General features: G+C 74.2%; 23 protein-coding genes. 12 read left to right on the top strand and 11 right to left on the bottom strand.

All coding sequences use genetic code 11. The features are described 5' to 3' along the window. From ACIOFR_RS05245 to ACIOFR_RS05220, 6 genes are all read right to left on the bottom strand, one after another. Window positions 1–804, bottom strand: a complete 804-nt coding sequence (locus tag ACIOFR_RS05245) for an inositol monophosphatase family protein (RefSeq protein ID WP_400992821.1) — start codon at window positions 802–804, stop codon at window positions 1–3. Between the two features lie 112 nt (window positions 805–916). Further along, window positions 917–1,324, bottom strand: a complete 408-nt coding sequence (locus tag ACIOFR_RS05240) for a VOC family protein (RefSeq protein ID WP_400992588.1) — start codon at window positions 1,322–1,324, stop codon at window positions 917–919. A 45-nt stretch (window positions 1,325–1,369) separates the two neighbouring features. Further along, window positions 1,370–2,560 (bottom strand): type III PLP-dependent enzyme, encoded by a 1,191-nt coding sequence (locus tag ACIOFR_RS05235; RefSeq protein ID WP_400992586.1) that lies wholly within the window; start codon window positions 2,558–2,560, stop codon window positions 1,370–1,372. Beyond that, a complete protein-coding gene (locus tag ACIOFR_RS05230) occupies window positions 2,557–4,368 on the bottom strand; it encodes an IucA/IucC family protein (RefSeq protein ID WP_400992584.1) in 1,812 nt (603 codons plus the stop codon). Before ACIOFR_RS05230 ends, ACIOFR_RS05235 begins: the two co-directional genes overlap by 4 nt. A 70-nt stretch (window positions 4,369–4,438) precedes the next feature. Beyond that, entirely contained in the window at window positions 4,439–6,115 is a 1,677-nt protein-coding gene (locus tag ACIOFR_RS05225; RefSeq protein ID WP_400992582.1) for an IucA/IucC family protein, read from the bottom strand. Continuing rightward, window positions 6,112–7,308 carry an acetyl-CoA carboxylase biotin carboxylase subunit family protein gene (locus ACIOFR_RS05220; protein WP_400992581.1) on the bottom strand — a complete coding sequence of 399 codons (1,197 nt, stop codon included), beginning with the start codon at window positions 7,306–7,308 and terminating at the stop codon, window positions 6,112–6,114. Before ACIOFR_RS05220 ends, ACIOFR_RS05225 begins: the two co-directional genes overlap by 4 nt. 442 nt (window positions 7,309–7,750) lie before the next feature. Here ACIOFR_RS05220 and ACIOFR_RS05215 point away from each other — a divergent pair, with 442 nt between their 5' ends. Both ACIOFR_RS05215 and ACIOFR_RS05210 read left to right on the top strand, forming a co-directional pair. Next, the gene (locus ACIOFR_RS05215; RefSeq protein ID WP_400992579.1) at window positions 7,751–8,521 is read left to right on the top strand and encodes a (2Fe-2S)-binding protein; all 771 of its coding nucleotides are present in this window, start codon (window positions 7,751–7,753) and stop codon (window positions 8,519–8,521) included. A 105-nt stretch (window positions 8,522–8,626) separates the two neighbouring features. Beyond that, a complete protein-coding gene (locus ACIOFR_RS05210; protein WP_400992577.1) occupies window positions 8,627–9,895 on the top strand; it encodes an MFS transporter in 1,269 nt (422 codons plus the stop codon). On the opposite strand, the gene ACIOFR_RS05205 is transcribed toward ACIOFR_RS05210, so the two are convergent. After that, window positions 9,877–10,098, bottom strand: coding sequence for a hypothetical protein (locus tag ACIOFR_RS05205; RefSeq protein ID WP_400992575.1), 222 nt, complete (start codon window positions 10,096–10,098; stop codon window positions 9,877–9,879). The two genes, ACIOFR_RS05210 and ACIOFR_RS05205, sit on opposite strands and share 19 nt — an antisense overlap. A gap of 106 nt (window positions 10,099–10,204) precedes the next feature. Here ACIOFR_RS05205 and ACIOFR_RS05200 point away from each other — a divergent pair, with 106 nt between their 5' ends. Further along, a complete protein-coding gene (locus tag ACIOFR_RS05200; protein ID WP_400992573.1) occupies window positions 10,205–11,056 on the top strand; it encodes a Scr1 family TA system antitoxin-like transcriptional regulator in 852 nt (283 codons plus the stop codon). 77 nt (window positions 11,057–11,133) lie between these two features. Next, on the top strand, window positions 11,134–11,340 hold the full coding sequence (locus tag ACIOFR_RS05195; protein WP_400992572.1) for a DUF397 domain-containing protein: 207 nt from the start codon (window positions 11,134–11,136) through the stop codon (window positions 11,338–11,340). A 40-nt stretch (window positions 11,341–11,380) separates the two neighbouring features. Here ACIOFR_RS05195 and ACIOFR_RS05190 read toward each other — a convergent pair whose 3' ends face one another. Continuing rightward, window positions 11,381–12,265, bottom strand: coding sequence for a DMT family transporter (locus tag ACIOFR_RS05190; protein ID WP_400992570.1), 885 nt, complete (start codon window positions 12,263–12,265; stop codon window positions 11,381–11,383). Window positions 12,266–12,569: 304 nt separating this feature from the next. Here ACIOFR_RS05190 and ACIOFR_RS05185 point away from each other — a divergent pair, with 304 nt between their 5' ends. Further along, window positions 12,570–13,922: an FG-GAP-like repeat-containing protein gene (locus tag ACIOFR_RS05185; RefSeq protein ID WP_400992569.1), complete on the top strand. Its 1,353-nt coding sequence runs from the start codon at window positions 12,570–12,572 to the stop codon at window positions 13,920–13,922. A gap of 251 nt (window positions 13,923–14,173) precedes the next feature. On the opposite strand, the gene ACIOFR_RS05180 is transcribed toward ACIOFR_RS05185, so the two are convergent. After that, window positions 14,174–14,935: a MerR family transcriptional regulator gene (locus ACIOFR_RS05180; protein ID WP_400992567.1), complete on the bottom strand. Its 762-nt coding sequence runs from the start codon at window positions 14,933–14,935 to the stop codon at window positions 14,174–14,176. A gap of 151 nt (window positions 14,936–15,086) precedes the next feature. Here ACIOFR_RS05180 and ACIOFR_RS05175 point away from each other — a divergent pair, with 151 nt between their 5' ends. From ACIOFR_RS05175 to ACIOFR_RS05150, 6 genes are all read left to right on the top strand, one after another. Beyond that, window positions 15,087–16,625 (top strand): flavin-containing monooxygenase, encoded by a 1,539-nt coding sequence (locus tag ACIOFR_RS05175; protein ID WP_400992565.1) that lies wholly within the window; start codon window positions 15,087–15,089, stop codon window positions 16,623–16,625. Next, window positions 16,622–17,557: an alpha/beta fold hydrolase gene (locus tag ACIOFR_RS05170; RefSeq protein WP_400992564.1), complete on the top strand. Its 936-nt coding sequence runs from the start codon at window positions 16,622–16,624 to the stop codon at window positions 17,555–17,557. The genes ACIOFR_RS05175 and ACIOFR_RS05170 overlap by 4 nt, the downstream gene beginning before the upstream one ends. Then, a complete protein-coding gene (locus tag ACIOFR_RS05165) occupies window positions 17,554–18,435 on the top strand; it encodes an SDR family oxidoreductase (protein WP_400992562.1) in 882 nt (293 codons plus the stop codon). Before ACIOFR_RS05170 ends, ACIOFR_RS05165 begins: the two co-directional genes overlap by 4 nt. Before the next feature lie 334 nt (window positions 18,436–18,769). Continuing rightward, entirely contained in the window at window positions 18,770–19,777 is a 1,008-nt protein-coding gene (locus tag ACIOFR_RS05160) for a zinc metalloprotease (protein WP_400992560.1), read from the top strand. A gap of 108 nt (window positions 19,778–19,885) precedes the next feature. Continuing rightward, window positions 19,886–20,659, top strand: coding sequence for an SDR family NAD(P)-dependent oxidoreductase (locus tag ACIOFR_RS05155; RefSeq protein ID WP_400992558.1), 774 nt, complete (start codon window positions 19,886–19,888; stop codon window positions 20,657–20,659). A 211-nt stretch (window positions 20,660–20,870) separates the two neighbouring features. After that, window positions 20,871–22,676 carry an ABC transporter ATP-binding protein gene (locus ACIOFR_RS05150; protein WP_400992556.1) on the top strand — a complete coding sequence of 602 codons (1,806 nt, stop codon included), beginning with the start codon at window positions 20,871–20,873 and terminating at the stop codon, window positions 22,674–22,676. Between the two features lie 94 nt (window positions 22,677–22,770). Here the strand turns inward: ACIOFR_RS05150 and ACIOFR_RS05145 are convergent, their stop codons facing one another. Continuing rightward, window positions 22,771–23,442, bottom strand: a complete 672-nt coding sequence (locus ACIOFR_RS05145; RefSeq protein WP_400992554.1) for a lysophospholipid acyltransferase family protein — start codon at window positions 23,440–23,442, stop codon at window positions 22,771–22,773. A 367-nt stretch (window positions 23,443–23,809) separates the two neighbouring features. Here ACIOFR_RS05145 and ACIOFR_RS05140 point away from each other — a divergent pair, with 367 nt between their 5' ends. Beyond that, complete coding sequence (locus ACIOFR_RS05140) at window positions 23,810–24,187, top strand: hypothetical protein (RefSeq protein ID WP_400992552.1); 378 nt, start codon at window positions 23,810–23,812, stop codon at window positions 24,185–24,187. Here ACIOFR_RS05140 and ACIOFR_RS05135 read toward each other — a convergent pair. After that, window positions 24,175–26,373 (bottom strand): CDP-glycerol glycerophosphotransferase family protein, encoded by a 2,199-nt coding sequence (locus ACIOFR_RS05135; RefSeq protein WP_400992550.1) that lies wholly within the window; start codon window positions 26,371–26,373, stop codon window positions 24,175–24,177. The two genes, ACIOFR_RS05140 and ACIOFR_RS05135, sit on opposite strands and share 13 nt — an antisense overlap. Between the last annotated feature and the right edge of the window lie 468 nt (window positions 26,374–26,841).

Raw genomic sequence — 26,841 nt, 5'->3', positions numbered from 1 at the left:
TCAGCCGTCGAGGCCCAGGAGGATGTCGCGGGCCCGCTCCCACAGGGCGGGATCCGCGGCGACCAGCAGGCCGTCCTCGCAGCCGGGCGGTTCCGGCCGGTACGGCGTCCCGCTCAGGCGGGCGGAGACCCCGCCCGCCTCGGTGACCAGGAGCGAGCCGGGGGCGTGGTCCCAGGGCAGGGTCCGCCAGTAGAGGATGAAGTCGAGGCCGCCGTCGGCCAGCAGCGGGTACTCCATGCCGGCCGAGCGCAGGCCCTCGTCCATCCGGCCGAAGGCCCGCGCCCTGGTGTGCAGCTGGTGGTGGAGGGTCGGGTCGAGGAAGCGGCTCTTCAGCAGCCCGTGCCACTTCTCCGGGAGGCCGGCGGCGGGGCCCCGGGTGATCTGGTGACCGTCCCGCCAGGCGCCCGCGCCCAGCTCGGCGGTGTAGGCCGTTCCGGTGGCCGGCTGCCAGATCCAGGACGCGACCGTGCGGCCGTCCCGGACCAGTGCCGCCATCACCGCGAACTCCGGGCGGCCGGCGACGAAGTTGGAGGTGCCGTCGATCGGGTCGACCAGCCAGACGGCGGGCTCGGAGAGCAGCGCCCGGGCGAGCGCCGGGTCGGCGGAGACGGCCTCCTCGCCGACCACCGGGACGGGCAGCAGCTCCCGCAGCCGGCGGGCGATGATCAGCTCGGCCTCCCGGTCGGCGACCGTCACCACCTCGCCGGGGGCCTTCTCCATCACCTCGCCGGTCGCCAGGGCCCGGAACCGGGGCTCCACCGCCTCGGCTGACGCCTCGGCGAGGATCTCCGCCACCTTCTCCATCAGCACCTGACCGCTCCTTTCACCGGGTACCACTCTCGCACGGTCATACGGCGCGGACCTGCGGCGGGACCCTCCCGGGGCCGTCCGGGGCGGGCCGTCCGGGACGGGGGCGTCAGGAGCCGGCGGGACGCTCCTGGACGGCCCAGCTGTTGCCCTCCGGGTCCTCGAAGAAGACGAAGGAGTTCCACGGCTCGCCGGGCCCGGGCACCCACTTCCCGTCGGCACCCAGGTGCCGGACCTCGGTGACGTCCACACCCCGGCCGGCGAGCTCCGCGTGGGCCGCCGCCACGTCGTCCACGACCAGCTGCAGCCCGCGCAGCGAGCCCGGCGCGGACTGCGGGATGCCCTCGCCCAGCACCACCGAGCAGCCCGAGCCCCGGGGGGTCAGCTGGATCACCCGGCCGTGCTCGCCGATCCTGGTATCGTGGTCCAGGCCGAAGCCGACCTGCTCCACGTAGAAGTGCTTGGCACGGTCCAGGTCGACGACGGGCACCACCACGACCTCCAGCTTCCAGTCCACGGCCGGGCTCCTCTCGGGTGGGCGCGCCGGTGCGGCGGCGCCCGGTCAGTCCTCGCCGCCCTCCAGGAAGTGGAAGCCGGGGTGAGGATGCATCAGGAAATCGTGGTGCGAGATGTTCCACCCGTAGGCCCCCGCCATGGCGAAGACCACCCGGTCGGCCGCACGCAGCCCGGCGGCGGGGGTGCGGTGCGCCAGCACGTCCTTGGGGGTGCACAGCTGCCCGCACAGGGTGGCCCGGCCGGTGGTGACGGCCGGCCGCGGCCACGGGTGCGCCCAGGCGGCGACCGGGCGGACGGTGAACGGCTGGTCGTGGCCCCGGGTGGCCGGGGTGCGCAGGTGGTGGGTGCCGCCGGCGAGCACCGCGAAGTCCTCGCCGTGGCTGTGCTTGACGTCCAGGACCTCCGTCGCGTACCAGCCGCAGTAGGCGGTCAGCGCCCGGCCGGGCTCGATCCGCAGGGTGAGGCCCGGACGGCGGTCCAGCAGCTTCGCCAGACCCTCGCCGAAGGCCGTCCAGTCGAAGCGGGCGACGGGGTCGGCGTAGTCCACCGCCATGCCGCCGCCGATGTTGACCTCCTCCAGGGCGAGACCGTGCCGGGCGGCCAGCGACCCGGACCATTCGACCACCCGTTCGGCCAGGGCGAGCTGCTCGGCCGCGGCCAGCCCGCTGGCGAGGTGGGCGTGCACCCCGCGCAGCCGCAGCCGGGCGTACTCCGGCCGGGTGAGCAGCTCCAGGCAGGCCGCGGCCCGGTCGGGGTCGAGCCCGAACGGGGTGGGCCGCCCGCCCATCGCGAGCGCCACCGAGTCCAGGGTGCCCGGTGCCACCGGCAGGTTGACCCGCAGCAGCAGGTCGACCGGGCCGGTCGCGGCGGCGGCCAGCAGGTGCAGGTCCCGTTCGCTCTCGACGTGCCAGCGGTGCACCCCGGCCGCCAGCCCGGCGGCGAACTCGGCCGGGGTCCGGCCGGGGCCGCCGAAGGCCAGCGGCGCGTCCGGGACGGCCGCCCGGACGTGTGCCAACTCGCCCGCGGAGGAGACCTCGTAGCCGTCGACCGCGCCCCGCAGGGCGGTCAGCAGCGGCGGCGCCGGATTGGCCTTCGCCGCGTAGTACAGCTCGACCCGCTCCGGCAGCGCCGCCCGGACGGCCGCCGCGTGTGCGCGCAGGGCCGGCAGGTCGTAGAGGAAGGCGGGCAGCTGCTCGGCCGTGAGCGCGTCGGCCGCGCGCAGCACCTGGCCGCTCACCGCAGCGCCCCCTGCCGGCGCCGGGCGGCCGGCAGCGCGGTGGCGGGCCGTGCGCCGGTGTGCGGGGCGCCGGTGTGCGGCGGGTCGGCGTGCGGGGGCCCGGCCGGGACGGGCTCGGCGAGCGGCGAGGGCAGCCGGACGTAGCCCGCCTCCCGGTCCGCGCGGCGCTCCCAGCGGGTCAGCAGGTTGGCCTTGGCGGGCAGCGGCCCGCCGGCCAGCAGGGCGCCCAGCCGGGCCGGGCGGCCGTGCGCCGCGGCGTACTCGGCCAGCACCGCGCGGACCTCCGTCCACAGGACGGCCTCCAGCTGCGGGTACCGGTCGGCGAGGGCGGCCAGCAGCTCGGCGACGTGGTTGACCAGCAGGCAGTAGACCACCCGGTCCCAGCCGCGCCGGGCGTCGTACGCGATCGGGCCGGCCACCTCGGGCGGCAGCGCGGCGAGCAGCGCGCCGTTGCGTTCGGGCAGCAGCTTGGTGCCCTCCAGGTCGCGGAACAGCACCTGGGCCGGGCGGCCCGCGGCGTCCACGCAGATCAGCACGTTCTGCAGGTGCGGCTCCAGGACCACGCCGTGGTCGAAGTAGGCGGCCAGCACCGGCGGCACCAGCAGCCGCAGGTACTCGGCCCACCACTGGCGGGCCCGGTGCGGGCCGGCGCCGTCCAGCAGTACCGAGATGTGGGCCGAGCTGGTCGGGTACTCGTCCGCGACGGCGGCCGCCAGCAGCGGGGTGAGCCCGGGGCGCAGCCGCACCGCGGTGCCCTCGCGGACGATCACGCCGAGGCCTTCGAACAGCGCGGTGTCCGGGGTGCCGTCCGTTCCGGGCAGGGCGAGCGTGCGGTAGGCGGGTTCGCGCAGCACGGCGGCGTGCGGGAAGCGGCGGGCCAGGTCGGCCAGCGGGTCGGCCAGCAGGCGGGTGAGCGCCACGGCGCCGGTCAGCTCGTACGCGGCGTTCTTGCGCAGGCAGTTGGTGATCCGCACGTTCAGGCTGAACTTGAGGAAGGCCCCGGCGCCGGCCAGGGTGCGGACGGACGCGGTGGGGGTGAACGGCCGGCCGCCCGGGCCGAGGTCCAGCACCTCGCCGCGCCCGATCGCGGCGCGCAGCAGCGGGTTCTCGCGCAGCAGCTCGTACTGCCAGGGGTGTGCGGGCAGCAGCCGGTAGCCGTCCGGCACCGGGCGCAGCCCGTCCAGCAGCGCGCCGGCGCTCTCCTCGCAGCTCTCCTCGGCGAACAGGTCGGCGCGGACCGCGAGGTGGTGCAGCGGGAACGCGGCGCGGGCCTCGGGCGCGTAGTCGGACCAGGAACCGCGTTCGGCGGTGCGGGACTTGGGCGCGGGGTGGAAGCGGTGGCCGAACAGCAGGGCCTGTTCGGACTCCAGGTACCGGTCGGGGCCGGGGGAGGGGCGGTCGGTGAGCGCCGCGGCGACGCCCGCGTGGCTGGAGGCGAGCTGGCTGAGGAACTCGGGGTTGCGCAGGCCGCTGCGCAGGGTGAGTTCGGCCTGCACCCGTTCGGCCAGCTCGCGCCAGCCCAGTTCGCGGCGGCCGTCCGGGGTCTCCTCCAGGACCGGCCCGGTGAAGCGGTGCGCGCCGGTGAGCGAGGTGCGGCGCAGGGTGGCCCTGAGCTCCACGCCCGTCCGGGGCAGCCGCAGGAGGAGGCGGCCGTCCGTGACGGCGGTCTGGTGCTCGGGTCCGGAGACCTCGCGCAGCAGGCAGTTGAGCAGGGTGTGCGCGACGGCGTGCTCGGCGGTGGGCAGGGCGGTGGGCGCCACCGACCGGGCGTGGCGGTGCTGCGGACGGAGGGTCCGGGGGGTCGTCATCGTTGGCTCCTGCGGGTCGGACGTGCAAGGGCTGCCGGGAGGGCGCGGCGGGTGCCGGCGCCCTCGGCGGTCACCGCTGAATCCCTGGGCGGCGGAGGTAGTTGGGGCCGGTGGTGTAGTGCTTGTTGATGTCGGCGGCGCCGGAGCGCTCCTTGCTGAGCAGGGTGCCCGCGGTGACCATGGCCTTGACCGGGAGGTGCTCGGCGTCGAGCAGCCGGGTGCGCAGCGGTTCGCCGGCCGGCCCGAGGCGGTCCACGGCCTCGGTGAGGGCGGTGCGCAGCAGGCCGAGGGTCTGGTCCAGCGGTGCCCGGCCGTGGGCGGCCAGGGCGAAGGCGGGGGCGGCGGTGCACAGGTGGGCGGTGATGGTGGTGAACAGGTCGGTGAGCGCCGAGTCGTCCTCGCCGAGGATCCGCCGGTCGTCGAACTCCTGGGCGATCCTGCCGAGTTCGCCGAGCCGGGCGGTGTTGACGCGTGGGCCGTCGTTGTCCTTGAGGAGCAGCCGCAGCCGGGTGCGGCCGCCGGGGCGGTCCAGCACCAGCGAGGTGTTCTGCTGGTGCGACTCCAGGGCGATGCCGTGGCCGAAGAGGGTGGTCTGCCAGTCCAGCAGCAGGGCCAGCAGGTCGCGGTAGAGGTCGAGCACCGATCCACCGTAGAAGCGGTCGGCGAGCTGGTCGGCGACCAGCCGGCCGTCCGGCGCGGTGGCGGTCAGGGCGGCGAGCGACACCGTGACGGCGCCGGACAGGCCGGTCGGGTACCGGCGCAGCAGGACGGCGAGCAGTTCGTGGCCGGCGTGCGCCCAGCGCTGCTCGTCGGCGTGCAGCACCCGTCCGGCGAAGCGTGGTTCGCGGGCGACGACGGCGGCCAGCAGCCGTTGCCCGGCGGCGCCGTCGGTGAGCGTGCCGGGCTTGATGGTGCGGCGGTTGCGCAGGCCCAGGGTGGCGGTGGCGAGCGGGAGTTTGAGGTGGCAGGCCGGGTCCGCGGCGACGGCCACGGTCCGCATCGAGAGGGTGGGCAGCACGTCGAGGCGGGGGTCCTCGGCGAGGACGGCGCCGGGCACCAGGAGGTCCGGGCGGTGGGCGGCGGTCAGCGGGTGGACGGGCAGCACGGCCAGGCCCGGCCGCAGGCCCAGCTGCCGGGAGCTCGGCCACCAGGAGGGCAGCTGCCCCGTTCCGTGGACGGTCAGCAGCCGCTCCGGGACGGCCAGCCAGCGCAGCGCGAAGACCGGGTGGAACTCGGGTGCGTAGCGGCGCAGTTGGCCCTCGCTCAGGCCGGACCGGCCGCGCGCCGTGGGGTAGACCGGGTGATCCAGGTAGGCGGCGAGGGTGTCGAAGGCGAGGGACGCCGCCGGGCCGGTCCAGTCGGCGGTGTCGGGGCCGTACCGGTCGGCGAGCCGGCCGGTCACCTCGGCGCGGGAGGCCGCGTGCAGCCGCATGGTGGCCAGGGTCTGGCGGCACTCCTCGGCGAAGTCGAGGTGGCCGGGGCGGTCCTGCGGGTCGGCCAGTTCGGCCACCCGGGCGAGGATCTCCGGCAGCGTGGTGAGCAGGCGGCCCCCGGACTCCAGCAGCGGCAGCCTGGCGGCGTACTCGCTCTGGTAGCCGTCCTCGGCGACCGGCAGTGCCAGGGTGCCGGAGCGCAGCCAGGTGCCGTCCGTGCGCTGCTCGGGCACGCCGGCGCTGCGCAGCGCGACCACGTCCTCGCGCAGCAGCGCGCTGAGCACCCGCAGGGTCAGCGACTCGGCCTCGGTCACGGTGCGATCTCCCAGCGGTTGGCGGCGAGGAACCCGGCGACGGCCCGGTCCGCCGCGTCCTGGTCGGGTCCGATCGCCCAGACCAGGCCCAGGTAGTCGCGGTTGGTGCGGTAGTGCTCGTGCCGTTCGCCGAGGGGGCGGGTCGGCCGGTAGCCCAGCCGGACGCCGGCGCGGTCCTGCTCGACCGGCCCCGGCGCCGCGGTCAGCGTGCCGGCGTGCCCGGCGCAGACCGCCTCGATCCGGGCCCGGCGGTCGGTGCGCAGCCCGAGGTCGGCGGGCAGCCGCTCGCCGAGGTGGGCGCGCAGCACCAGCTCGAAGTACGGGATCTCCAGCAGCCGTTCGAGCAGCAGGTCGCAGTGGTCGCCGATGGCGCGGTAGTTGACCTCGATCAGCCGGGCCCGGCCGTCCGGCTGGACGACGAACTCGGTGTGGCAGGCGCCGAGCCCGACCCCGAGGGCGTCCAGCTGGGCGAGCACCTGCGCCTCCACCGGCGCCGGGTGGGCCGGGACGAACTCCAGGACCTCCTCGACGAAGTGCGGCGGCGCCGAGAGCGTGGTGCGGTAGCCGCCGAGGACGTGCCGGACGGTGCCGTCGCCGAGGGTCTCCAGGGTGTAGAGCTGCCCGGGCAGGAACTCCTCGACGACCAGGGCGGCGCCGGTTCTGCGGGCCCGGATCCCGGCGCACCGCTCGCGGAGTTCGGCGGCGTCGGCGACCAGCGCGACGTCCTCGCTGGCGACCCCCTCGCGCGGTTTGACCACGCAGGGGTACGGCGGGTCGAGTTCGGCCGGGCCCTGTCCGGGGGCGAGTTCGGCGGACCAGGCGGTGTCGAGGCCGGCCGCCGCGAGGTGGCGGCGCAGCTCGCCCTTGTTCTTGGTCCGCAGGGCGGCCCGCCAGTCCTTGGCGGGGAGCCCGAAGTACGCGGCGGCCAGGGCGGTCTGGGTCTGCAGGTGGTCGCTGTTGCTGAACACCGCGTCCGGCGGCGCGTGCCGGGAGATCAGGGCGACCACCTCGCGGAAGTCGTGCACCGCGCACTCCAGCACCTCGGGGACGGACTCCAGCCCGGCGTAGGCCTCACGGTGCCGCCGGGGGTCGTCGGTGAGGACGGTGACGGTCAGTCCGAGCCGGGCGGCGGCGGGCAGGAAACCGAGGGTGACGGAGTCGGTGGGGTTCAGGGCGAGCAGGTAGAGCCGCATTCATGGTCCTCGCTGTGGTCGACGGGCGTGGCGGGTGGGGCGCGGGTGGCATCGGGAGCCGGGTGGTGCGGGTGGTGGTCCCGGTCGGCCCGACCCGGGGGTGACCTTGTGTTCTTCACCCGGATGGCCCACCGTCACACCGCCGTCCGCCGCCGAATGCCGGTCGGGCCGGCCGGTGCGCGGTGGCCGCGCCGGGGGCGTCCCGCCGGCCCGTGCGGCGCCGTGGACCGGGGTGCGGGCCGCGGTATCGGCGGCCGAACGGCCACCTCGGCGTCACTCGTCGGAGTTGCCGTCTCCGGCTGGGCGGTTGTCAGCACGGACCGCATGTTAGGTTAGGCGAACCTTATCTCGTCAAGTTGTGGCTTCGACCCCTCGACTGAGCGGACGCACCGTCAGTTGTGGATCAAGGTAAGCCTCACCTTATCCCTTGCCGGGAGTCCTGATGCTCCAGCTGACGGCCGATCAGTGTCACCGGACGGACGAACTGTCCGAGACCTATCGGCTTCTCCGCGCCGCCTGCGACGGCGCCCTCCGCGTCGAGCTCACCAGCCGGCCGATGACCGGCCCGCGCTGGCGCCGGGCCGACACCCTGGCCTGCTCGGTGGGGGAGCTGGTGGCCGGCGAGAGCGCCCGGATCGAGGCCGAGCACGGCCGCGCACCGCGGACCCACGTCGCGGCCTCCCGGGCCCTGCACCACTACCTCTGGTCGGTCTCGCTGCTCGTCAGCGGCCCCTGGTACCTGGAGGGCCAGGTCCCCGACCTGCGCGCCACCGACCTGTGGATCGCCCCGGCCGACGGCCGGCTGGCGCTGCGTCCGGGCCGGTGGGCGGCCGGCGGGGAGGCGGAGCTGCGCAGGGCGGTGGCCGACCACCTCGGGCCGGTGCTCGCCGCCTTCCAGCCGCTCGTCAAGCGCGGCCCGCGCGCGCTGTGGGGGATGGCCGCCGACGACCTGGTCTCCGGCATCTGCCACCTCGGCAAGCTGCTCGGCGAGGAGGACCACGCGGTCGAGACCGCGGCCGCCCTGCTGCCCGGCGACACCCCGCCCTTCCCGGGCGCCGCCGACTTCCGCCGCCTGACCGGCACCGGGGGCCGCACCCACTGGACCCGCACCCGGGCCGGCTGCTGCCTCTACTACGCCGTCCGCCCCGACCAGGCCTGCGTCACCTGCCCGCGCACCGGCGACGAGGAACGCGTCCGCCGCCTGGAAGCCTGAGGGCTGAGGGCTGAGGGCTGAGGGCTGAGGGCTGAGGGCTCAAGCCTCGGGCCGGGGGCCCTCGCCTTGCCCTCGACCAGGTCGAGGCTCCTAGGGTCGGCCGCCATGGCCCTCCTCGACACCCCGCCGGCCGCCCCCCGCCGGCCGTCCCTCCCCCGCCCGTACCTGCTGTGGCTCGCCGGCACCGCCGCCTCGCTGCTCGGCGACGCCGTCCTGTACTTCGCGCTCGGCTGGGCGGCCGGCGGGTACGGCGGCGGGACGGCGGCGCTGGTGCTGACGGCCGTCACCGTGCCGCGCGCGGTGCTGCTGCTGCCGGGCGGTGCGGTCGGGGACCGGTTCGGCGCCCGGCGGGTGATGATCGCCGGGGACGCCGTGATGCTGGCGGTCACCGGCGCGCTCGCGGTCACCGGCTTCGGCGCGGGAGCCCCGCCGTGGCTCCTGGTCCTGGCCGCCGCCGTGATCGGCACGGTGGACGCGTTCTACCTGCCGGCCGCCGGGGCGGTGCCCCGCCTGCTGGTCGAGCCGGACGCGCTCCCGCGGGCGCTGGCCGCCCGGCAGGCCGCCGGCCAGCTCGCCGGCCTGCTCGGAGCGCCCCTCGGCGCGGCCCTGGTCGCCGCCGGCGGACCGACCGGTGCGGCGGCGGCCGACGCGGGCACCTTCGCGGTCGTTCTGCTGGTGCTGCTGAAGGTCCGGCCGGCCGACCCCGTCCCGTCCGGCGGGCGGCCGGTGCGCGGGGAGGGCCTGTGGCGGAGCATCGCCGCCGGGCTCCGGCCGGTCATCGGGTCGCCGGTGCTGCGGCACGCGCTGGCCCTGACGGCCGTCGCCGCCGGGTTCCTGCTGCCGGTGGTGTCGCTGCTCAACCCGCTGCTGGCGCGGGAACGAGGCTGGGGCGCGGGCGCGGCCGGACTGGTCGCGGGCGGCCAGGGGCTCGGGACGGTCACCGTGGCGCTGCTGGTCACCCGCTACGGTTCGGTGCGCCGGGCGGGCACGGGGGCGGCCCTCGGGCTGTGTGCCGCGGCCGCCGGCCTCGCGCTGGTGGCCGCGGCGCCGGCCGTCGCCGGGGCGGTGGCCGGTGCGGCCGTCGCGGGGGCGGGCTCCGGGCTGTTCGCCTGCCAGATCGGTCCGCTGGTGCTGAACGGCGTCCCCACCGGCCATCTGGCCCGGACCCAGGCCCTGTTGGTGCTGGTGCAGAGCCTGGCCCTGGTGCTCGCCAACAACGCCCTGGGGGCGTACGCCGACACGGCCGGCGCCGCCGCGGCCACCCTGCTGTGCGCGGCCGCCGTCCTCGCGGCCGGGATCGGCGGCCTGCTCTCCCGGCCGCTCCGCACCGCCCGGCGATCCCCGGGCGGCGGTGGTCAGTTGTCCGCGGACTGATGCCCGCGGCAGCGCGGACAGCGGCAGTCTCCCCAGCGCAGCGGGTCGCGTGACGCCTCGTCGGTCCGGACGGTCGACCGGGACAGGGTGCTGGGCTCGCCGTGCGGCGTCAGCCGGTACACCCGGATCGTCATCGCACTCGCCCGGCGAGCCCCGTCCCGCTGCTTCCGGAGCAAGCCGTCGACGCCTGCCGGTTCGTCCATCGCGGATCTCCTGACTTGGGGTGATTTCTGTTACAGCCTGGCGACACAGCGTTACGATCGCCAGAGCAGGAAGTCCAACACCGCAAGTGACAGACCGGGGCCGTCCATGCCGAACCCGCGAGAACTCGACCCCTCCGAATCGATGCAGGCACTCTTCGGCGCGGAGTTGCGCCGATTCCGAACAGCCGCCGGGCTCAGCCAGGAAGCCCTGGGAGAAGTCCTCGGCTACACCGGTTCCCTGGTGGGACAGGTGGAGACCGGACGGCGCCTCCCCAGCAAGGAGTTCGCACAGAGACTTGACGGGGCGCTCGACACCGGCGGAATCTTCGGGCGCTGGTGGCCGCACATCACCCGTAGTTCCTTTCCGCACTACTTCCGGATGTACGCGGAGTTGGAGCGGCGGGCCTGCGCCGTCTCCGAGTACTCGGGGAACTTCATTCCCGGCCTGGCGCAGACCGAGGGCTACATGCGCGCGGTGTTCCGGTCGGCGATGCCGGTGGCCGACGAGCAGGAGGTGGAGGCGCAGGTCAGGAACCGGCTCGGGCGCCAGCACCTGCTCGGCAGTCCAACAAGGCCGCTGTTGTGGTGGCTCACCGACGAGGCGGCCCTGATCAGACCGGCGGGCGGGCATGGCGTCATGTCCGACCAGTTGCGGTTCCTGGGCGAACTGATCCGGTCGCACCTGGCCGTGGTCCAGATCCTTCCGATCAAACAAGGCCCGCACGCTCTGCTGGAAGGTGTAATGAGCCTGATGTCCTTCGCGGACGGCAGCCCCGACATGGCCTACATCGAAGGGCCGCACGCCGCCATCCTGGTGGAAGACGTGACAACCGTTCGCAAGTGCCAACTGTCCTTCGATCTGGCCAGGGCCGATGCCCTGACACCCGCGGCATCGCTGGCCCTGATCGACACCGCGGCCCGGGAACACACCCAGCAAGCCCGGGCCGAGGAGAGCTGAAAGGGCCCTCAGGGACAGGCCGCAGGGGGCGGAGGAGGGCAGCCATTCATGTTGCCGAACACATGAGGAGTACACGGATGAACGTCGATCTGGAACTGGCCGAGTGGCAGAAAAGCAGTTACAGCGGCGGTAATGGCGGTCTGTGCATCGAGATGGCACGCACCTTCCTGAGCAGTGGGGTCGTACCGGTCCGCGACTCCAAGGATCCGGACGGCCCGAGCCTGGTCGTCGGCACCGAGGCATGGCGGTCCTTCGTGGGCTTCGCCGCGGGCTGCGAGATCTGAACGCCCCGCCGCCGCCGGGGGCCGCCGCCGCGCGGAGCCCTCAGCGGCGGCGGGAGACCGCCACACCGGCCAGGCACAGCGCACCGCCGGCCAGCGTCAGCAGGGCCGGTACCTCACCCAGCACCGCCCAGGCCATCAGCACCACCAGCGCCGGCACCGCGTAGGTGGTGGCGCCCATCCTCCCGGCGGTGGTGCGGGCCAGCGCGTACGCCCAGGTGGTGAACGCCAACGCGGTCGGGAACAGGCCCAGGTACACCACCCCGAGGGTGGCCGACAGCGGCGCCCGCCCGACCTGGTCGACCAGTTGGACCGAGAACGGCAGGCAGGCGGCGGTGCCGACCAGGCAGCCGAACGTGGTGACCTGGAGCGGCGAGGCGTGCCGCAGCGCGGGCTTCTGGGCCACCACGCCGCCCGCGTAGGTGACCGCCGCCAGCAGGCAGAGCGCGATCCCCAGCAGCGAACTCCCGCCGCCGCCCGACATCGACAGACCGACCACCACCGCCCCCGCGAACGAGACCGCCATGCCGGCCAGCAGCCGCGGCGGATACCCCTCGCCCAGGACCTTGCCGCTGATCAGGGCGATCAGCACCGGCCCGATGTTGACGACCATCGCCGCCGTGCCCGCGTCCACCTGCTGCTCGCCCCAGTTGAGGGCCACCATGTACGCCCCGAACCACAGCACCCCGGAGACCGCGATCCCCGGCCAGGCCGCGCGCGGCGGCACCCCCTCCCCGCGCACGGCGAGCAGGACGACCAGCGCCACCGACCCCGCCAGCAGGCGCCCCAGCGCCAGCGCCCCCGGCCCGAAGTGCTCGCCCGCACCACGGATCGCGACGAACGCGGAGGCCCACAGCACCACCGTGGTCGAGGCGGCGGCGAGCGCCTTGCGGTCCATCTGCTGCTGCGGGGCCCCGGAAAGATCCATCCGGTCAACCTACGACGGCGCACCGACGGTCCGTAAGTCCCGACACCCCCGGAGGCCGTGGCCGCCGACGGTCGGAGGGCGGTGGGGGAGGCCGGGCCCGGACGGATCCGGCCACGGCCTCTTCCGTCCCGCGCGGACCCCTTCCACCCGGGTTGAGCTGCGACGAAGCTAGTGATCGCCGCCAGGGAGGCGGGCCGGGAACAGCGGCCGAAAGCCCCCTGCGATCGCTGAGTTCGGCTGCTCCTGCAGGGCAGCCGCGTCGGCCGCATCCCATCACTCGCTCTCGCCGTTCCGGGGTATCGCCATGTCTTCGAAGGTCTCCAAGGTCGTCCGGCTCGCTCTCGCCGCCTCCATCGCCGCCTCCGGCGCGATCGCCACCACGGCGTTCACCGCCACCGCCGCACACGCCTCCTCCTCCTCGGTGGACGGCCAGATCACCCGCAGCGAGATCATCGCCCGGGCCCAGTACTGGCTGGGCAAGTCCATCCCCTACAACCAGGGCGGCAGCTACGCCGACTCCTCCGGCCGCAACTACCGCACCGACTGCTCGGGCTACGTCTCGATGGCCTGGCACCTCGGCGCGAGCCCCAACACCCAGGGCCTGCCCGGCTACTCGTACGAGATCTCCCGCGCCGACCTGAAGGCCGGTGACATCCTCAACAGCTACAACGACCACGTCATCCTCTTCGACCAGTGGGACGACGCCGCGCACACCAAGTTCTCCTACTACTCCTTCGGCTCCACCCCGGTGAAGCACGTCACCGGCATCTCCATCAACGCCGCCACCTTCGACTCCCACCCCAACGGCGACTACAAGGCGCTGCGTTACAACAAGGTCGTCGACGACTCGCCGGTCGGCTCGCTCTCCCGGGTGGACTTCAACGGCGACGGGAGGACGGACATCGCCGGGAAGCTGTCGGACGGGCAGTTGCTGATGTGGTCGGGCAACGGGAACGGGACGGTGAACGGGAACGCGGGGAACGCGATGTTCGCGGGCACGGGTTTCGGTGCGGTGAGCGACATGGTGGCGGCGGACTTCAACGGTGACGGGAAGACGGACGTCGCGGGGAAGCTGTCGGACGGTGAGCTGCTGATGTGGGCGGGCAACGGTGACGGCACGGTCAGCGGCAGCGGGTACGCGATGTGGCCGGGGACGGGTTTCGGTGCGGTGAGCGGGCTGCTGGCGGGTGACTTCAACGGTGACGGCAAGGCGGACATCGTCGGGAAGCTGTCGGATGGTCAGCTGCTGATGTGGTCGGGCAACGGGAACGGGACGGTGAACGGGAACGCGGGGAACGCGATGTTCGCGGGCACCGGTTTCGGTGCGGTGAGCGACATGGTGGCGGCGGACTTCAACAACGACGGCAAGGTGGACGTCGCGGGGAAGCTGTCGGACGGTCAGCTGCTGATGTGGGCGGGCAACGGCAACGGGACGGTGAGCGGCAGCGGGTACGCGATGTTCGCGGGGACGGGTTTCGGTGCGGTGAGTGACCTGGTGGCGGGTGACTTCAACAGCGACGGCAAGGCGGACATCGCCGGGAAGCTCTCCGACGGCCAGCTGCTCCAGTGGGCGGGCAACGGCAACGGCACGGTGAGCGGCAGCGGCTACGCGATGTGGCCGGGCACCGGCTTCGCCGCCGTCAACGGCCTGATCTGACGCAGGCTCCGCCGCCGCCCCACAGGCGGCCCGGGAACGCCGACGGCTCCGCCCGCCCGATGGACCGTCACCGGGTGGGCGGAGCCGTGGCTTCGCCGGTGCCCGCGAGACCCCTCGCGCGGACACCGAAGTCGACGGCCCCCGACCCGCGCGGGGAGGCGCGGGCCGCTGCGGCCGGTGGAGCTTAGGCAACCCTAACTTGATCGGGTGTCACCGGCAAGCTCTCGGGCCGTGGGGTGCCGGCGCCGGGTTCAGTGCCGACCGAGGCGCTCGTACTCGGCCTGGACCCGGCGGTCCATCGCCAGCGCGAACTGGGTGTCCGCCACCGCCCGGGCCAGGGGCCGGATCCGCAGGATCCGGTCGCGCAGCCGGCCGGCCTCGTCGGGCGTCAGCCGGTCGACCTGGTCGAGCGGGGGGAGCAGCTGGTCGGCGATCAGCGAGATGAAGGACTCGGCGATGGCGTCGGCGTGCTCCTGGGCCGTGCGGCTGGCGGCCAGCACGGCGCCGAGCGGTACGCCCTCGTCGACCAGGGCGATGGTGGCGTCCATCAGGCGCCGGCTGATGTGGGTGATGCCGTCGTCCTCGACGGTGATGTAGCCCTGGGCGATCGACTCGGCGGTGTTCTCCTCGGTCAGCTGCTCGCCGAAGGCGGCCCGCAGCTCCGCCCAGTCGAGGTGCACCGGGGTCTCGTCCGACCAGGGGGCGACGATGGCGTCCTGCAGCCCGATCAGCTCCGCGACGTCGCGGCCGCTCTCGCCGGCGCCGATCAGTTCGGCGATGCCGCCCAGGGCGTGGCCGCGGTCCAGCAGTTCGGCGATCACCCGCAGCCGGGCCAGGTGCTCCTCGCCGTACCAGGCGATCCGGCCCTCCTTGCGGGGTGGCTGGAGCAGCTTGCGCTCGCGGTAGAAGCGCAGCGTGCGCACGGTGATCCCGGCGGCCTCGGCCAGTTCCTCGACCCGGTAGCGGCGCGCGGCCCCGGTGTCGTCCTGCTTGGTCCCCTCGGTCTCAGCCACGTCGCCAGCATAGGGCGGGCCGGTGGTGAACCGATGCGGTCGGGCTTCTTCCAAGAACTGGCGGCAAGGGCTACCCTCCAATCGTGCCAGTGATTACTGGCAGGGTTTTAATGGTCCTGCACCACCCGTCGCGCCGCAGGAGGTCCGCCGCATGGTTCCCCGCAGCAAGCAGCCACCCGCCCCGCCGCCCACCGAGACGCCGCACGTCAGGGTGGCCGTGATCGGCTCGGGCTTCGGCGGCCTCGGGGCCGGGGTCCGGCTGCGCCGGGCCGGCATCACCGACTTCGTCATCCTCGAACGCGCCTCCTCGGTCGGCGGCACCTGGCGTGACAACAGCTACCCCGGCTGCGCCTGCGACGTGCCCTCGCACCTGTACTCCTTCTCCTTCGCGCCCAACCCCGACTGGCCGCGCAGCTTCTCCGGGCAGCCGGACATCCGCGCCTACCTGGAGCGGGTCGCCGACACCTTCGGCCTGCGCCCGCACCTGCGCTTCGACACCGAGGTGCTGGAGCTGCGCTGGGAGGAGGACGCGACCCGCTGGCGGATCCGCACCGGCCGGGGCGAGTGGACCGCGGACGCCGTCGTCTCCGCGGCCGGACCGCTCGCCGACCCGCAGATCCCCGACCTGCCGGGCCTCGCCAACTTCCCCGGCAAGGTCTTCCACTCCTCGCGCTGGGACCACGACTACGACCTGACCGGCCAGCGGGTGGCGGTGGTCGGCACCGGAGCCTCGGCGGCCCAGATCATCCCGGCGATCCAGCCCTCGGTCGGCCGGCTCACCGTCTTCCAGCGCACCCCCGGCTGGGTCCTGCCGCGCGCCGACCGGGAGATCTCCGCCGCCGAGAAGTGGCTGCACACCCGCATCCCGCCGACCGGCGCACTGCGCCGCGCCACCCTGTTCGCGCTGCGCGAGCTCCAGGTGGACGCCTTCGTCCGCCGCCCGGGCGCGCTGCGCCTGGTCCAGCAGGTGGCCGAGCGGCACATCGCCCGGGGCGTGTCCGACCCGGCGCTGCGCGCCAAGCTCACCCCGGACTACCGGATCGGCTGCAAGCGGATCCTGCTCAGCAACACGTACTACCCGGCGCTCGCGGCCGCCAACACCGAGGTGGTCGCCGCAGGCCTGCGCGAGGTGCGCGGATCCACCCTGGTCGCGGCGGACGGCAGCGAGCACGAGGTGGACGCGGTGGTCTTCGGCACCGGCTTCCACGTCACCGACATGCCGATCGCCCAGCGGGTCTTCGGCATCGGGGGCCGGGCGCTGGCCGAGGAGTGGAAGGACGGCATGGAGGCGCTGCGCGGCTCGACCGTGCACGGCTTCCCCAACCTGTTCTTCGTGATCGGGCCCAACACCGGCCTGGGCAACAGCTCGATGATCCTCATGATCGAGTCCCAGCTGAACTACCTGGTCGACGCGCTCACCGCCCTGGACGCCGTGGGCGCCGCCGCCCTCCAGCCCACCGCCCGGGCGCAGCGGCACTGGAACCTCGAACTCCAGCACCGGATGCGCCGGACGGTCTGGAACACCGGCGGCTGCAAGAGCTGGTACCTGGACGCCTCCGGCCGCAACACCGTGCTATGGCCCGGCTCCACCAGCTCCTTCCGCCGGGCCACCCGGCGGGTCGACCTGTCCGAGTACGAGCTGATCAAGCGGGCCGTCACCGCCCCGGCCGCCGAGGAGGTCCCCGCGTGAGCGCGACACCCGCGACCGTCGACCCGCACGTGCCGCCCCCGCCGGTGGAGACCCACCGGGTCCGTTCGGCCGACGGCACCTGGCTGCACGCCGAGGTGTTCGGCCCGGACGGCGCGCCGACCGTGGTGCTGGCGCACGGCTGGACCTGTGCCGTGCCGTTCTGGGCGCCGGTGATCCACCGGTTGGCCGCCGACCTCCGGGTGGTCGCCTACGACCAGCGCGGCCACGGCGGCAGCGACCGGCCGACGGGCGCGGCCGGCTTCTCGACCGCCAAGCTGGCCGACGACCTGGAGGCGGTGCTCGGCGCACTGCTTCCGGCCGGCGAGCGCGCCGTGCTGGCCGGCCACAGCATGGGCGGTATGACCGTGATGGCCGCCGCCGACCGTCCGCAGGTGATCGCCCGCACCGGCGGCGCGGTGCTGATCAGCACCGGGCCGAGCGATCTGCTGGCGGAGCTCCGGGTGGTGCCCGACGCCGTGCGCCCGGTCCGGCTGCGCCGCCTGCTGCACCGGCTGATCCTGGAGTCCCGGCTGCCGCTGGGACCGGTCAACGCGGTCAGCCGGGCGCTGCTCAAGTACGCCACGATGGGGCCGGGCACGCCCGCGGACCAGGTCGAGGCCTGTGCCCGGGTCGTGCACGGCTGCCCGACCGGCACCCGGTACGGCTGGTCGCAGGTGCTGCGGACGGTCGAGCTGAACGCCGCCCTGGGCGCGCTGGCCGTGCCGACCGCGGTGGTGGTCGGCACCCACGACCGGCTCACCCCGCCGGTGCACGCCCGCCGGATCCTCGCCGCGCTGCCCTCGCCGCAGGGACTGCTGGAACTGCCCGGCGTCGGGCACATGGCCCCGGTCGAGCGCCCGGCCGAGGTGGCCGGCGAGATCCGGCGCATCGTCAACCTCGTTTCCGCCGAGCAGAGGAGTGATGTCGGATGAGCCCGTCGATCGCAGGCCAGGTGGTGGTGGTGACCGGCGCCGCCCGCGGGGTCGGTGCGCTGACCGCCCGCAAGCTGGCGCAGCGCGGCGCCCGGGTGGCCCTGGTCGGTCTGGAGCCGGAGGAGCTGAAGGCGGTCGCCGCCCAGTGCGGGCCGGACGCCTCCTCCTGGGAGGCGGACGTCACCGACCTGGAGGCGCTGAGCGCCACCGCGCAGGCCGTCCGGGAGCGGTACGGCCGGATCGACACCGTGGTGGCCAACGCGGGTATCGCGATCGGCGGGCCGCTGCTGGACAGTGACCACCGGTCGTTCAGCCGGGTCATCGAGGTCAACCTGCTGGGCAGCGTGGTCACCGCGCGGGCCTTCCTGCCGGCGCTGGTGGAGAGCCGCGGCTACCTGCTGCAGATCGCCTCGCTGGCCGCGATCACCCCCGCACCGCTGATGGCGGCGTACTGCGCGAGCAAGGCGGGTGTCGAGGCGTTCGCCCACTCACTGCGCGCCGAGGTCGCCTACCAGGGGGTCAAGGTGGGTGTCGGGTACCTGAGTTGGACCGACACCGACATGGTCCGCGGGGCGGACCAGGACACCGTGCTGCGGCAGATGCGGGACCGGCTGCCGTGGCCGGCCAACAAGACGTACCCGCTGGCTCCGGCCGTGGACCGGCTGGTGGCCGGGATCGAGCGGCGTTCCGCGCACGTCTACGCGCAGGCCTGGCTGCGCGGGATGCAGCCGGTGCGGTGGCTGCTGCCGAGCCTGATCGCGGCCGTCGGCGCGCGTGATGTCGCCAGACTGGCACCGGAGTTGAAGGCCACCGCGGCGGATCGGCTGCGGCCGGTCGGGGCCGGCGGCGCGGCGGACTCGGCGGTGCGCCGGGGCTGACGCCCCGACGCCCGCGCGGGGCATCCGGGGACGGACCCGGGTGCCCCGCGCGGGTGCGGCCGGGGGCGCCGGCCCGGGGCGGGCGTGGCGGCGGGGGTCCGGCCCGGGGGTGAGGGGGCGGTTTTCGGCCACGGGGGCGGTGTTCCGGTGAGGTGTCCCGGACGTAAAGCCTCCATCTGGAGAGCCCCAAACTCCGTTAAACCTGCGGCACTTGGGTCCGTTTGTCCGGAGAATATCGCGTCCGGAACGGATCTGACGCGTACACGGCGGGACTGAATAACCTCTGCTCGGCGGCCCCCAATCCGCCACCCCCACACCCCCCACGGGAGAGCAGATGTCTCGTCCTGCCCGTTCCGCTGCCCGCATCGCGCACCGCATCCTCGGCGTCACCGCGCTCGCCGGCGCGCTCGGCGTCACCCCGCTCGCGGCCCCCTCCGCGTTCTCGGCACTCGCCGCCGCCCCGGCCGCCGCCCAGACCCAGTGCGTGGACGGCCAGGCGACCCCCGCCGCCGGCGCCGCCGCGCGCCAGGCCGAGGGATCCACCGCGCACGACCCCAACTCGCTGACGACCGCACAGGTCAAGGCGATGGACGCGGACCTGAAGTCCACCGTCGAGCAGCTGCGCCGCACCTCCGACTCGCGCAGCCTGGTCGACGGCGGCCTGGCCGCGACCACCATCCCGGTCTACTTCCACGTGATCCACAGCGGTACCACCGGCAAGCTGAGCGCGAGCGCGATCAGCAGCCAGATCGCCGTCCTCAACGCGGCGTACGGCGGCCAGGGTTCGGGCAACACCGCGACGCCGTTCAAGTTCCAGCTGGTCGCCACCGACTACACCGACAAGGCCGCCTGGTACAACGGCATCACCGACGGCACCAGCGCCGAGAAGGCGATGAAGACCGCGCTGCACAAGGGCGGCGCCAACGCCCTCAACCTCTACACCGCCAACCTCGGCGACGACCTGCTCGGCTGGGCGACCTTCCCCAGCTCCTACCGGTCGCAGCCGACCATGGACGGCGTGGTCATCCTGGACGCCTCGCTGCCCGGCGGCTCGGCGACCAACTACAACCAGGGCGACACCGCCACCCACGAGGTCGGCCACTGGCTCGGGCTCTACCACACCTTCCAGGGCGGCTGCAGCGGCAGCGGCGACTCCGTCAGCGACACCCCGGCGGAGGCCAGCGCGGCCTTCCAGTGCCCGACCGGCCGGGACACCTGCTCCGCCAGCGGAGCCGACCCGATCCACAACTTCATGGACTACACCTACGACTCCTGCATGACCCAGTTCACCCCGGGCCAGGTCACCCGGATGACCAACTCCTGGGCCTCCTACCGCGCCTGACCCGCGCGTCCACCGACCGTCCGTACCGGGCCGCCTGGCGGGGCCCGGTACGGACGCGTCCGGGCGGCACCGGTGCGCGCCCGGGCTACCAGCCAGTACGGTCGGTCCATGACCACAGCTCTCATCACCGGCGCCACCGCCGGCATCGGCGCCGCCTTCGCCCGTCGCCTCGCCGGGGACGGCCGCGACCTCGTCCTGGTCGCCCGGGACGCCGAGCGACTGGCGGAGACGGCCGGGGAACTCGCCAAGAAGTACGGCGTCCAGGTCGAGACGCTCCGGGCCGACCTGGCCACCGAGGAGGGGATCGGCGCGGTCGAGGAGCGGCTGCGCGACGGCGGCCGGCCGGTCGACATCCTGATCAACAACGCCGGCTTCGGGAACCGCGGCGCCTACCTCACCGTGCCGCTCCAGCAGGAGCTGGACATGCTCAAGGTGCACGTGGAGGCGATCCTGCGGACCACCTCCGCCGCCCTGCCCGGCATGCAGGAGCGCGGCCGCGGCGGCATCGTCAACGTCGCCTCGGTGGCCGCCTTCCTGCCGCGCGGCACGTACGGGGCGAGCAAGGCCTGGGTGGTGAGCTTCACCCAGGGCGTCGCCCGCGACCTGGGTGGCAGCGGTGTGCGCCTGCAGGCCCTGTGCCCCGGCTTCACCCGGACCGAGTTCCACCAGCGCGCCGGGATGGGCACCTCCAACGTCCCGGCCTGGGGCTGGCTCTCCGCCGACCGGGTGGTCGACGAGTCGCTGCGCGACCTGGCCCGCGGCCGCTCGGTCTCGGTGCCCGGCAAGCGGTACAAGGCGGTCGTGGCGCTGGCCCGGCTGCTGCCCAGCGGCAAGCTCGGCGGGGTCTCCTCGAAGGCGGCGCGCACCTACCGCACGGACTGACCCGGCGCGGTCCGCGGGGCGGGGTCGGCACTTCGCGGACGAGCGGCGCGGGGCCGGGTACGGGGCCGGGTGCGGGGCGACTCGGGCCGCCCGGGGTCCGCGGGGCCGGGTGTGGGGCCAGGAATACTGCCGGGCTCATTATTAGTTTGGCTAATCATGAGCCAGGCTCGGTATGCTGGTCTCCGCCCACCCGCGCCGATGGAGGCTGCCCTTGCGACCCGACCGGAACGACTGGACCCCACCCGAACGCCCCAAGGGTGAGCCCCCGCCCCCCGCCGAGCTGCGCCGGATCGCCGCGCTGTTCCGCCCGTACGCCGGCCGGCTCGCCGTGGTCGGCCTGCTGGTCGCGGCCTCCGCCGTGGTCTCGGTGGCCACGCCCTTCCTGCTGCGCGCCGTCCTGGACACCGCGATCCCGCAGGGCCGCACCGGCCTGCTCAGTCTGCTGGTGCTCGGCATGATCGCCGCCGCCGTGGTGAACAGCGTCTTCAACGTGCTGCAGACGCTGATCTCGACCACGGTCGGCCAGCGCGTCATGCACGACCTGCGCACGGCCGTGTACGGCCACCTCCAGCGGATGTCGCTGGCGTTCTTCACCCGCACCCGCACCGGCGAGGTGCAGTCCCGGATCGCCAACGACATCGGCGGCATGCAGTCCACCGTCACCTCCACCGCCACCTCGCTGGTGTCCAACCTGACCAGTGTGGTCGCCAGCGTGGTCGCCATGGTCGCCCTCGACTGGCGGCTGACGGTCGTCTCGCTGCTGCTGCTCCCGCTGTTCGTCTGGATCAGCCGGCGGGTCGGCAACGAGCGCAAGAAGATCACCACCGAGCGGCAGAAGCAGCTGGCGGCGATGAGCTCGGCCGTGCAGGAGTCGCTCTCGGTCAGCGGCATCCTGCTGGGCCGCACCATGGGCCGTTCCGACTCGCTGTCCCGGGAGTTCACCGGGCAGTCCGACCGGCTCGCCGACCTGGAGGTGCGCTCCAGCATGGCCGGGCGCTGGCGGATGTCCACCATCGGCGTGGTGATGGCCGCGATGCCTGCGCTGATCTACTGGGCCGCCGGGCTGACCGCCGCCGGCGGCGCCCCGATCGTCTCGATCGGCACCCTGGTCGCCTTCGTCTCGCTCCAGCAGGGCCTGTTCCGCCCGACCGTCAGCCTGCTCTCCACCGGCGTCCAGGTGCAGACCTCGCTGGCCCTGTTCCAGCGCATCTTCGAGTACCTGGACCTGCCGGTCGACATCGCCGAGCCCGCCCACCCCGTGCGGCCGGCCGCGGTCCGCGGCGACGTGGCCTTCGACGGCGTGGAGTTCCGCTACCACCCGGACCAGGAGCGGCCCACGCTCTCCGGCATCGACCTGAAGATCCCGGCCGGCGGCTCGCTCGCCGTGGTCGGCGAGACCGGCTCCGGCAAGACCACCCTCAGCTACCTGGTGCCCCGGCTCTACGACGTCACCGCCGGCCGGGTCACCATCGACGGCACGGACGTGCGGGAGCTGTCCTTCGGGAGCCTGGCCGACGCCGTCGGCGTGGTCTCCCAGGAGACCTACCTCTTCCACGCCTCGGTCGCCGAGAACCTGCGGTTCGCCAAGCCGGACGCCACCGACGCGGAACTGGTGGCCGCCGCCCGGGCCGCGCAGGTGCACGACATGATCACCGCGTTGCCGGACGGCTACGACACCCTGGTCGGCGAGCGCGGGTACCGCTTCTCCGGCGGCGAGAAGCAGCGCCTGGCCATCGCCCGCACCATCCTGCGCAACCCGCCGGTGCTGATCCTGGACGAGGCGACCAGCGCCCTGGACAACCGGACCGAGCTCGCCGTGCAGCGGGCCATCGACGCGCTGGCCGCCGGGCGCACCACGATCACCATCGCGCACCGGCTGTCCACCGTCCGCGGGGCCGACCAGATCGCGGTCCTCGACCGGGGCCGGATCGCCGAGCTCGGCACCCACGAGGAACTGCTGGCCCTCGGCGGCCGCTACGCCGCGCTGCTCAGGCGCGAGCACCCGGTGCCGGCCTGACCCGCACCGGGCCCGGCCGGGGCCGGCTGCGGGGTCCGGACCGTCCCGGGGAGGTGGGACGGCCGCAGGGGCGGCGGGACGAACGGGCGGCGGCTCAGGCCGCCTTGGGCAGCTCGTTGTAGGTCTCGGCGGTCTCCTGGCCGGAGAGCTCCTGGATCGCCGCCATCACCTCGTCGGTCACCTGGCGGCGCGCCTTGGCCGAACGGGCCTGCCCGTGCAGCTCGGAGAAGTCCAGCGGCTTGCCGAAGCGGACCGTCACCTGGCGGACCCGGGGAATCCGGCGGCCGACGGGCAGGATGTCCTGCGGGCCCTCCAGCGCCACCGGGACCACCGGGACCCCGGCGGTCAGCGCCAGCCAGGCCACCCCGGTCTTCCCGCGGTAGAGCCGGCCGTCCAGCGAGCGGGTGCCCTCCGGGTAGATGCCGAACGCCTTGCCGTCCTGGAGGATCTCCAGCGCCTGCTCCAGCGAGGCCGCGGCCGAGCGGTAGGTGCCGCGCTCGACCGGCACCGCGTTGATGACGCTGGTGAAGAAGGAGCGCACGATCGCGCCCTTGAGGCCGGTGCCGGTGAAGTACTCGGCCTTGGCCAGGAAGAACACCTGGCGCGGCGCGGTCAGCGGGATGACCACGCTGTCGATGAACGACAGGTGGTTGCTGGCCAGGATCACCCCACCCTTGCGCGGCACGTTCTCCAGCCCCTCGATGACGGGCCGGTACACCGACTTCGCCAGCGGCTTGAGCACGAGCTTGGTGATGAGGTTGATCATGGGCCCTCCCCGGCCGACCGACTCATGGTCCCGGCCCGCGCGGAGCCGAGGTCAGCTGGCAGGTTACGACACTGCCCCCCGGGCCCGTCCACTCCTTCCGGCGGGAAGTGCGGTGCGATTCCCGTCACGCCCCGCGCAGGCTCGGCCACGCGCAGGCGGCACCGGCGGGCGGCGGGGCGGCACCGGGACGGCGGGGCGGGCCGGCCGGCCGCCGGATCCGGAGGAAGCCGGACCGGGCGCCACCCGACGGGTTAGCGTGTGACGGCGGATCACCGGGCCGCGCCGAGCCGGGGCATGCGCGCCGGCCGGGCCGCGCGGCGCCGGGCCGCGCGCCGAGCCGAGACATGTCGAGCCCTGGGGGGCGGCCATGCCGATCAACACTGCCCTGGTCCCGGTCTTCACGGAGGAGCACCGGCACTGGGACACCGTGGTCCTCTACCAGCACGTCACCGGTACGGCCGCCGGCCCGACCCTGCGGATGCCGGCCACCGGTCTGAGCGCCACGGTGGTCGGCCCGGTGCTGGTGCTGAGCGGGGCCGAGGAGGCGCTCGCCCCGACCAGGGCGGTCGGCGTGGTGTTCACCGTGGACTCGCTCGCCGGGACGACCGAGCTGCTGCTCGCCCAGGGCGCCGAACTGGTCCGGGACCTGCCGGCCATGCCGCACGGGCGGGCCCGCCACCTGCGGCACCCCGACGGCCTGGTCGCCGAGTACCTGGAGCTCGCCCCGGACGGTCAGCCCTCCTGAACCGGGAACACCCGGCGGACCACCCGCTCCGCCGCCCCGCCGTCGTCCCACGGGCAGAACCGCTTGCGGAACGCCGCCCGCGCGGCCGGCTCGGGGTCCCCGGCCAGCAGGGCCTCGGCCAGTCGGTCCTGGTCGGCGGCGACCGCGCCCGGCGGCTCGGCCATCAGGTCGAAGTAGACGCCGCGGTCCCGCCGGTACTCGGCCCAGTCCGGAGCGAAGATCACGATCGGACGGTCCAGGACGGCGTAGTCGAACATCATCGAGGAGTAGTCGGTGACCAGCGCGTCCGAGGCCAGGAACAGGTCCTCCACCACCGGGTGGTCGGAGACGTCCAGGACGCGGGCGTCCTCGGGACCGGCCGTCAGGTCGCCCGCACCGCCGTCGTGGAAGTAGTGGGTGCGCACCAGCAGCGTGAAGGACGGGCCGAGTCGGTGCGCGAGCTCCTTGAGGTCGGCCAGCGGCACGTAGCCGCCCTGGGCCTCGCGGTGGGTCGGGGCGTACAGCACGGCGGTGCTGCCCGGCGCGATCCCGAGGCGCTCGCGCACCGCCGCGCACTCCTCCGGGGTGGCCAGCGCCAGCCGGTCGTTGCGCGGGTAGCCGGTGTCCAGCATCGTGTATCGGCCGGGGAAGGCGCGGGCGAAGTGCTCGCTGGTGTGCGGGTTGGAGGAGACCAGGTAGTCCCAGCGGCCGACGGCCTCCCGCAGCCGCTCGAAGTCCATGCCGTCCGCGGCGACCGGGAAGTCCTTCAGGTCCATGCCCATGGTCTTCAGCGGGGTGCCGTGTTGGGTCTGCAGGTGCACCGTGCCGGGCCGCTTGGCCATGGTGTGCGGGAAGTTGACGTTGTTCACGAAGTACGTGGCGGTGGCCATCGCGCGCAGGTAGGCCGGGGTGTTGACGATGACGTACGGGACGCCCGGCGGCAGCGTGGCGGCCCGGGCGCGGTCCTCCACCACCCACACCCCGCGGATCTGCGGGGCCAGCTCCTTGGCCTTCTCGTAGATCGCGGCCGGGTTGCAGGCGTAGCCGCGGTGCCAGTAGGCCGCGTACACGGCCAGGTTGCGGTCCAGCGGCAGCCGCCGGAAGGCGTTGTAGGCGGTGAAGCGGGCGCTGCCCCGGACCGCCTTGCGGACGGCCGGTGCCACCGCTCGGGTGCTGCGCTTCACCGTGCGGGGCAGCTGCCCGGTGCGCCGCAGCTCCGCGTACGAGCGGCGGGCGCCGCGGGCGACCAGCCGGTACTGCAGGCCGCGGACCCCGCCGGGGAAGCGGTAGCCGGCCGGGCGGTGCCGCTCGAAGTGGTCGGTGATCCGGCCGAAGAACTCCGCACGCAGAGCGGTCGGAACGAGCCCGGGGGTGTCGTAGACCGTGACGGCCTGCCGGACGGTGCGCTCGAAGACCAGGGTCCGCAGCGGGGCGCCGATGCCGGGGTGCCGCTCCAGGAAGGCGAAGATCGCGTCGTACTGGGCGAAGGCGTCGGCGTGCTTGGGGGAGGCGGTGTTGGTGATCGCGCCCGGCCGCCCGCGCCGGTAGGCGTAGCAGGAGCGGTCCAGGTAGCGCAGTCGCTCGGCGGCGAGCAGTGCCGGGTAGGTGACCGAGATGTCCTCGTAGTAGCCGCGGCCGAAGGCGACGTCCAGGCCCAGCAGGTACGCGCGGCGGAAGACCTTGTTCCAGACCGCCATCACGGCGGTGAGCAGGGCGGGGTGCTCGGCCAGCGTGCAGCCCTCCGCCAGCGGGGAGCCGGAGAGCAGGTGGCGCCAGGGGTTGGGCTCGGTGCCGCCGTCCTGGTAGACGTGGGTGAAGTCGGTGAGCAGGACGTCGACGGGCCGCCCGCCCGCCTGCTCGGTCTCCTGCTCCCGGCGCAGCTCGGCGAGGACGGCGTCCAGGGTGCCCGGGGGCAGCCAGTCGTCGCTGTCGACGAACCAGACGTAGCGGCCGCCCGCCTCGGCGAGGCCGGCGGCGCGGGCGCCGCCGAGGCCCTGGTTCTCGGCCAGGTGCAGGACGCGGAAACGGTCGTCCCGGGCGGCGTGGGCGTCCAGGATCTCGCCGCAGCCGTCGGGGGAGAGGTCGTCGACGGCGATCACCTCGACCTCGCCGGGCCGGGCGTGCTCGGCGGTGAGCGAGTCGAGGCAGTGCGGCAGGTAGCGCTCGACCCCGTGGACCGGCAGGACGATGCTCAGGAGGGGGCTCACGCGTGGGTTCTCCGCGACGGTGCTGGACGGCTCTCGGCTGGTTCGCCGGTGCGGCCAACTCTAGCGAGCCGCGGCGGCGGGCCGATCACGGCCAAGGCGGCGGGTGCGCGGTGCGGGCGGGCGAGGGGAGAACGGCCGCGGGGCCGGAGAACGCGACCGCCGGTGCCGCGCCGTGCGAGCGGCGGCACCGGCAGTCCGGTGTGGCGGTCCGGCCGACCCTCAACGACCGACCGCCGGTCCCGTCCACCGCGGGGGAGTCGAACCGTCGCAGCGTCGAGACGGTTGAGCAGTGACTCACTGCAGTGTCGGAAGACTATTCATATGTCGAACACACAAGCTCGGGGCTCTGGGGAGCTGTCCGGTGTTGCTGCCCTGGTAGAGATATTGCTTGGAGGTTTCGGCCGCGTCAATCCCTCCGATGTGTTCAGTTTCTGAATGATGTCCGGGGCATTGCCCCGGATGTCTCCC

This window comes from Kitasatospora sp. NPDC088346 (assembly GCF_044740765.1).
Lineage (GTDB): Bacteria > Actinomycetota > Actinomycetes > Streptomycetales > Streptomycetaceae > Kitasatospora.
This window is presented reverse-complemented; position numbering and strand designations above follow the sequence as displayed.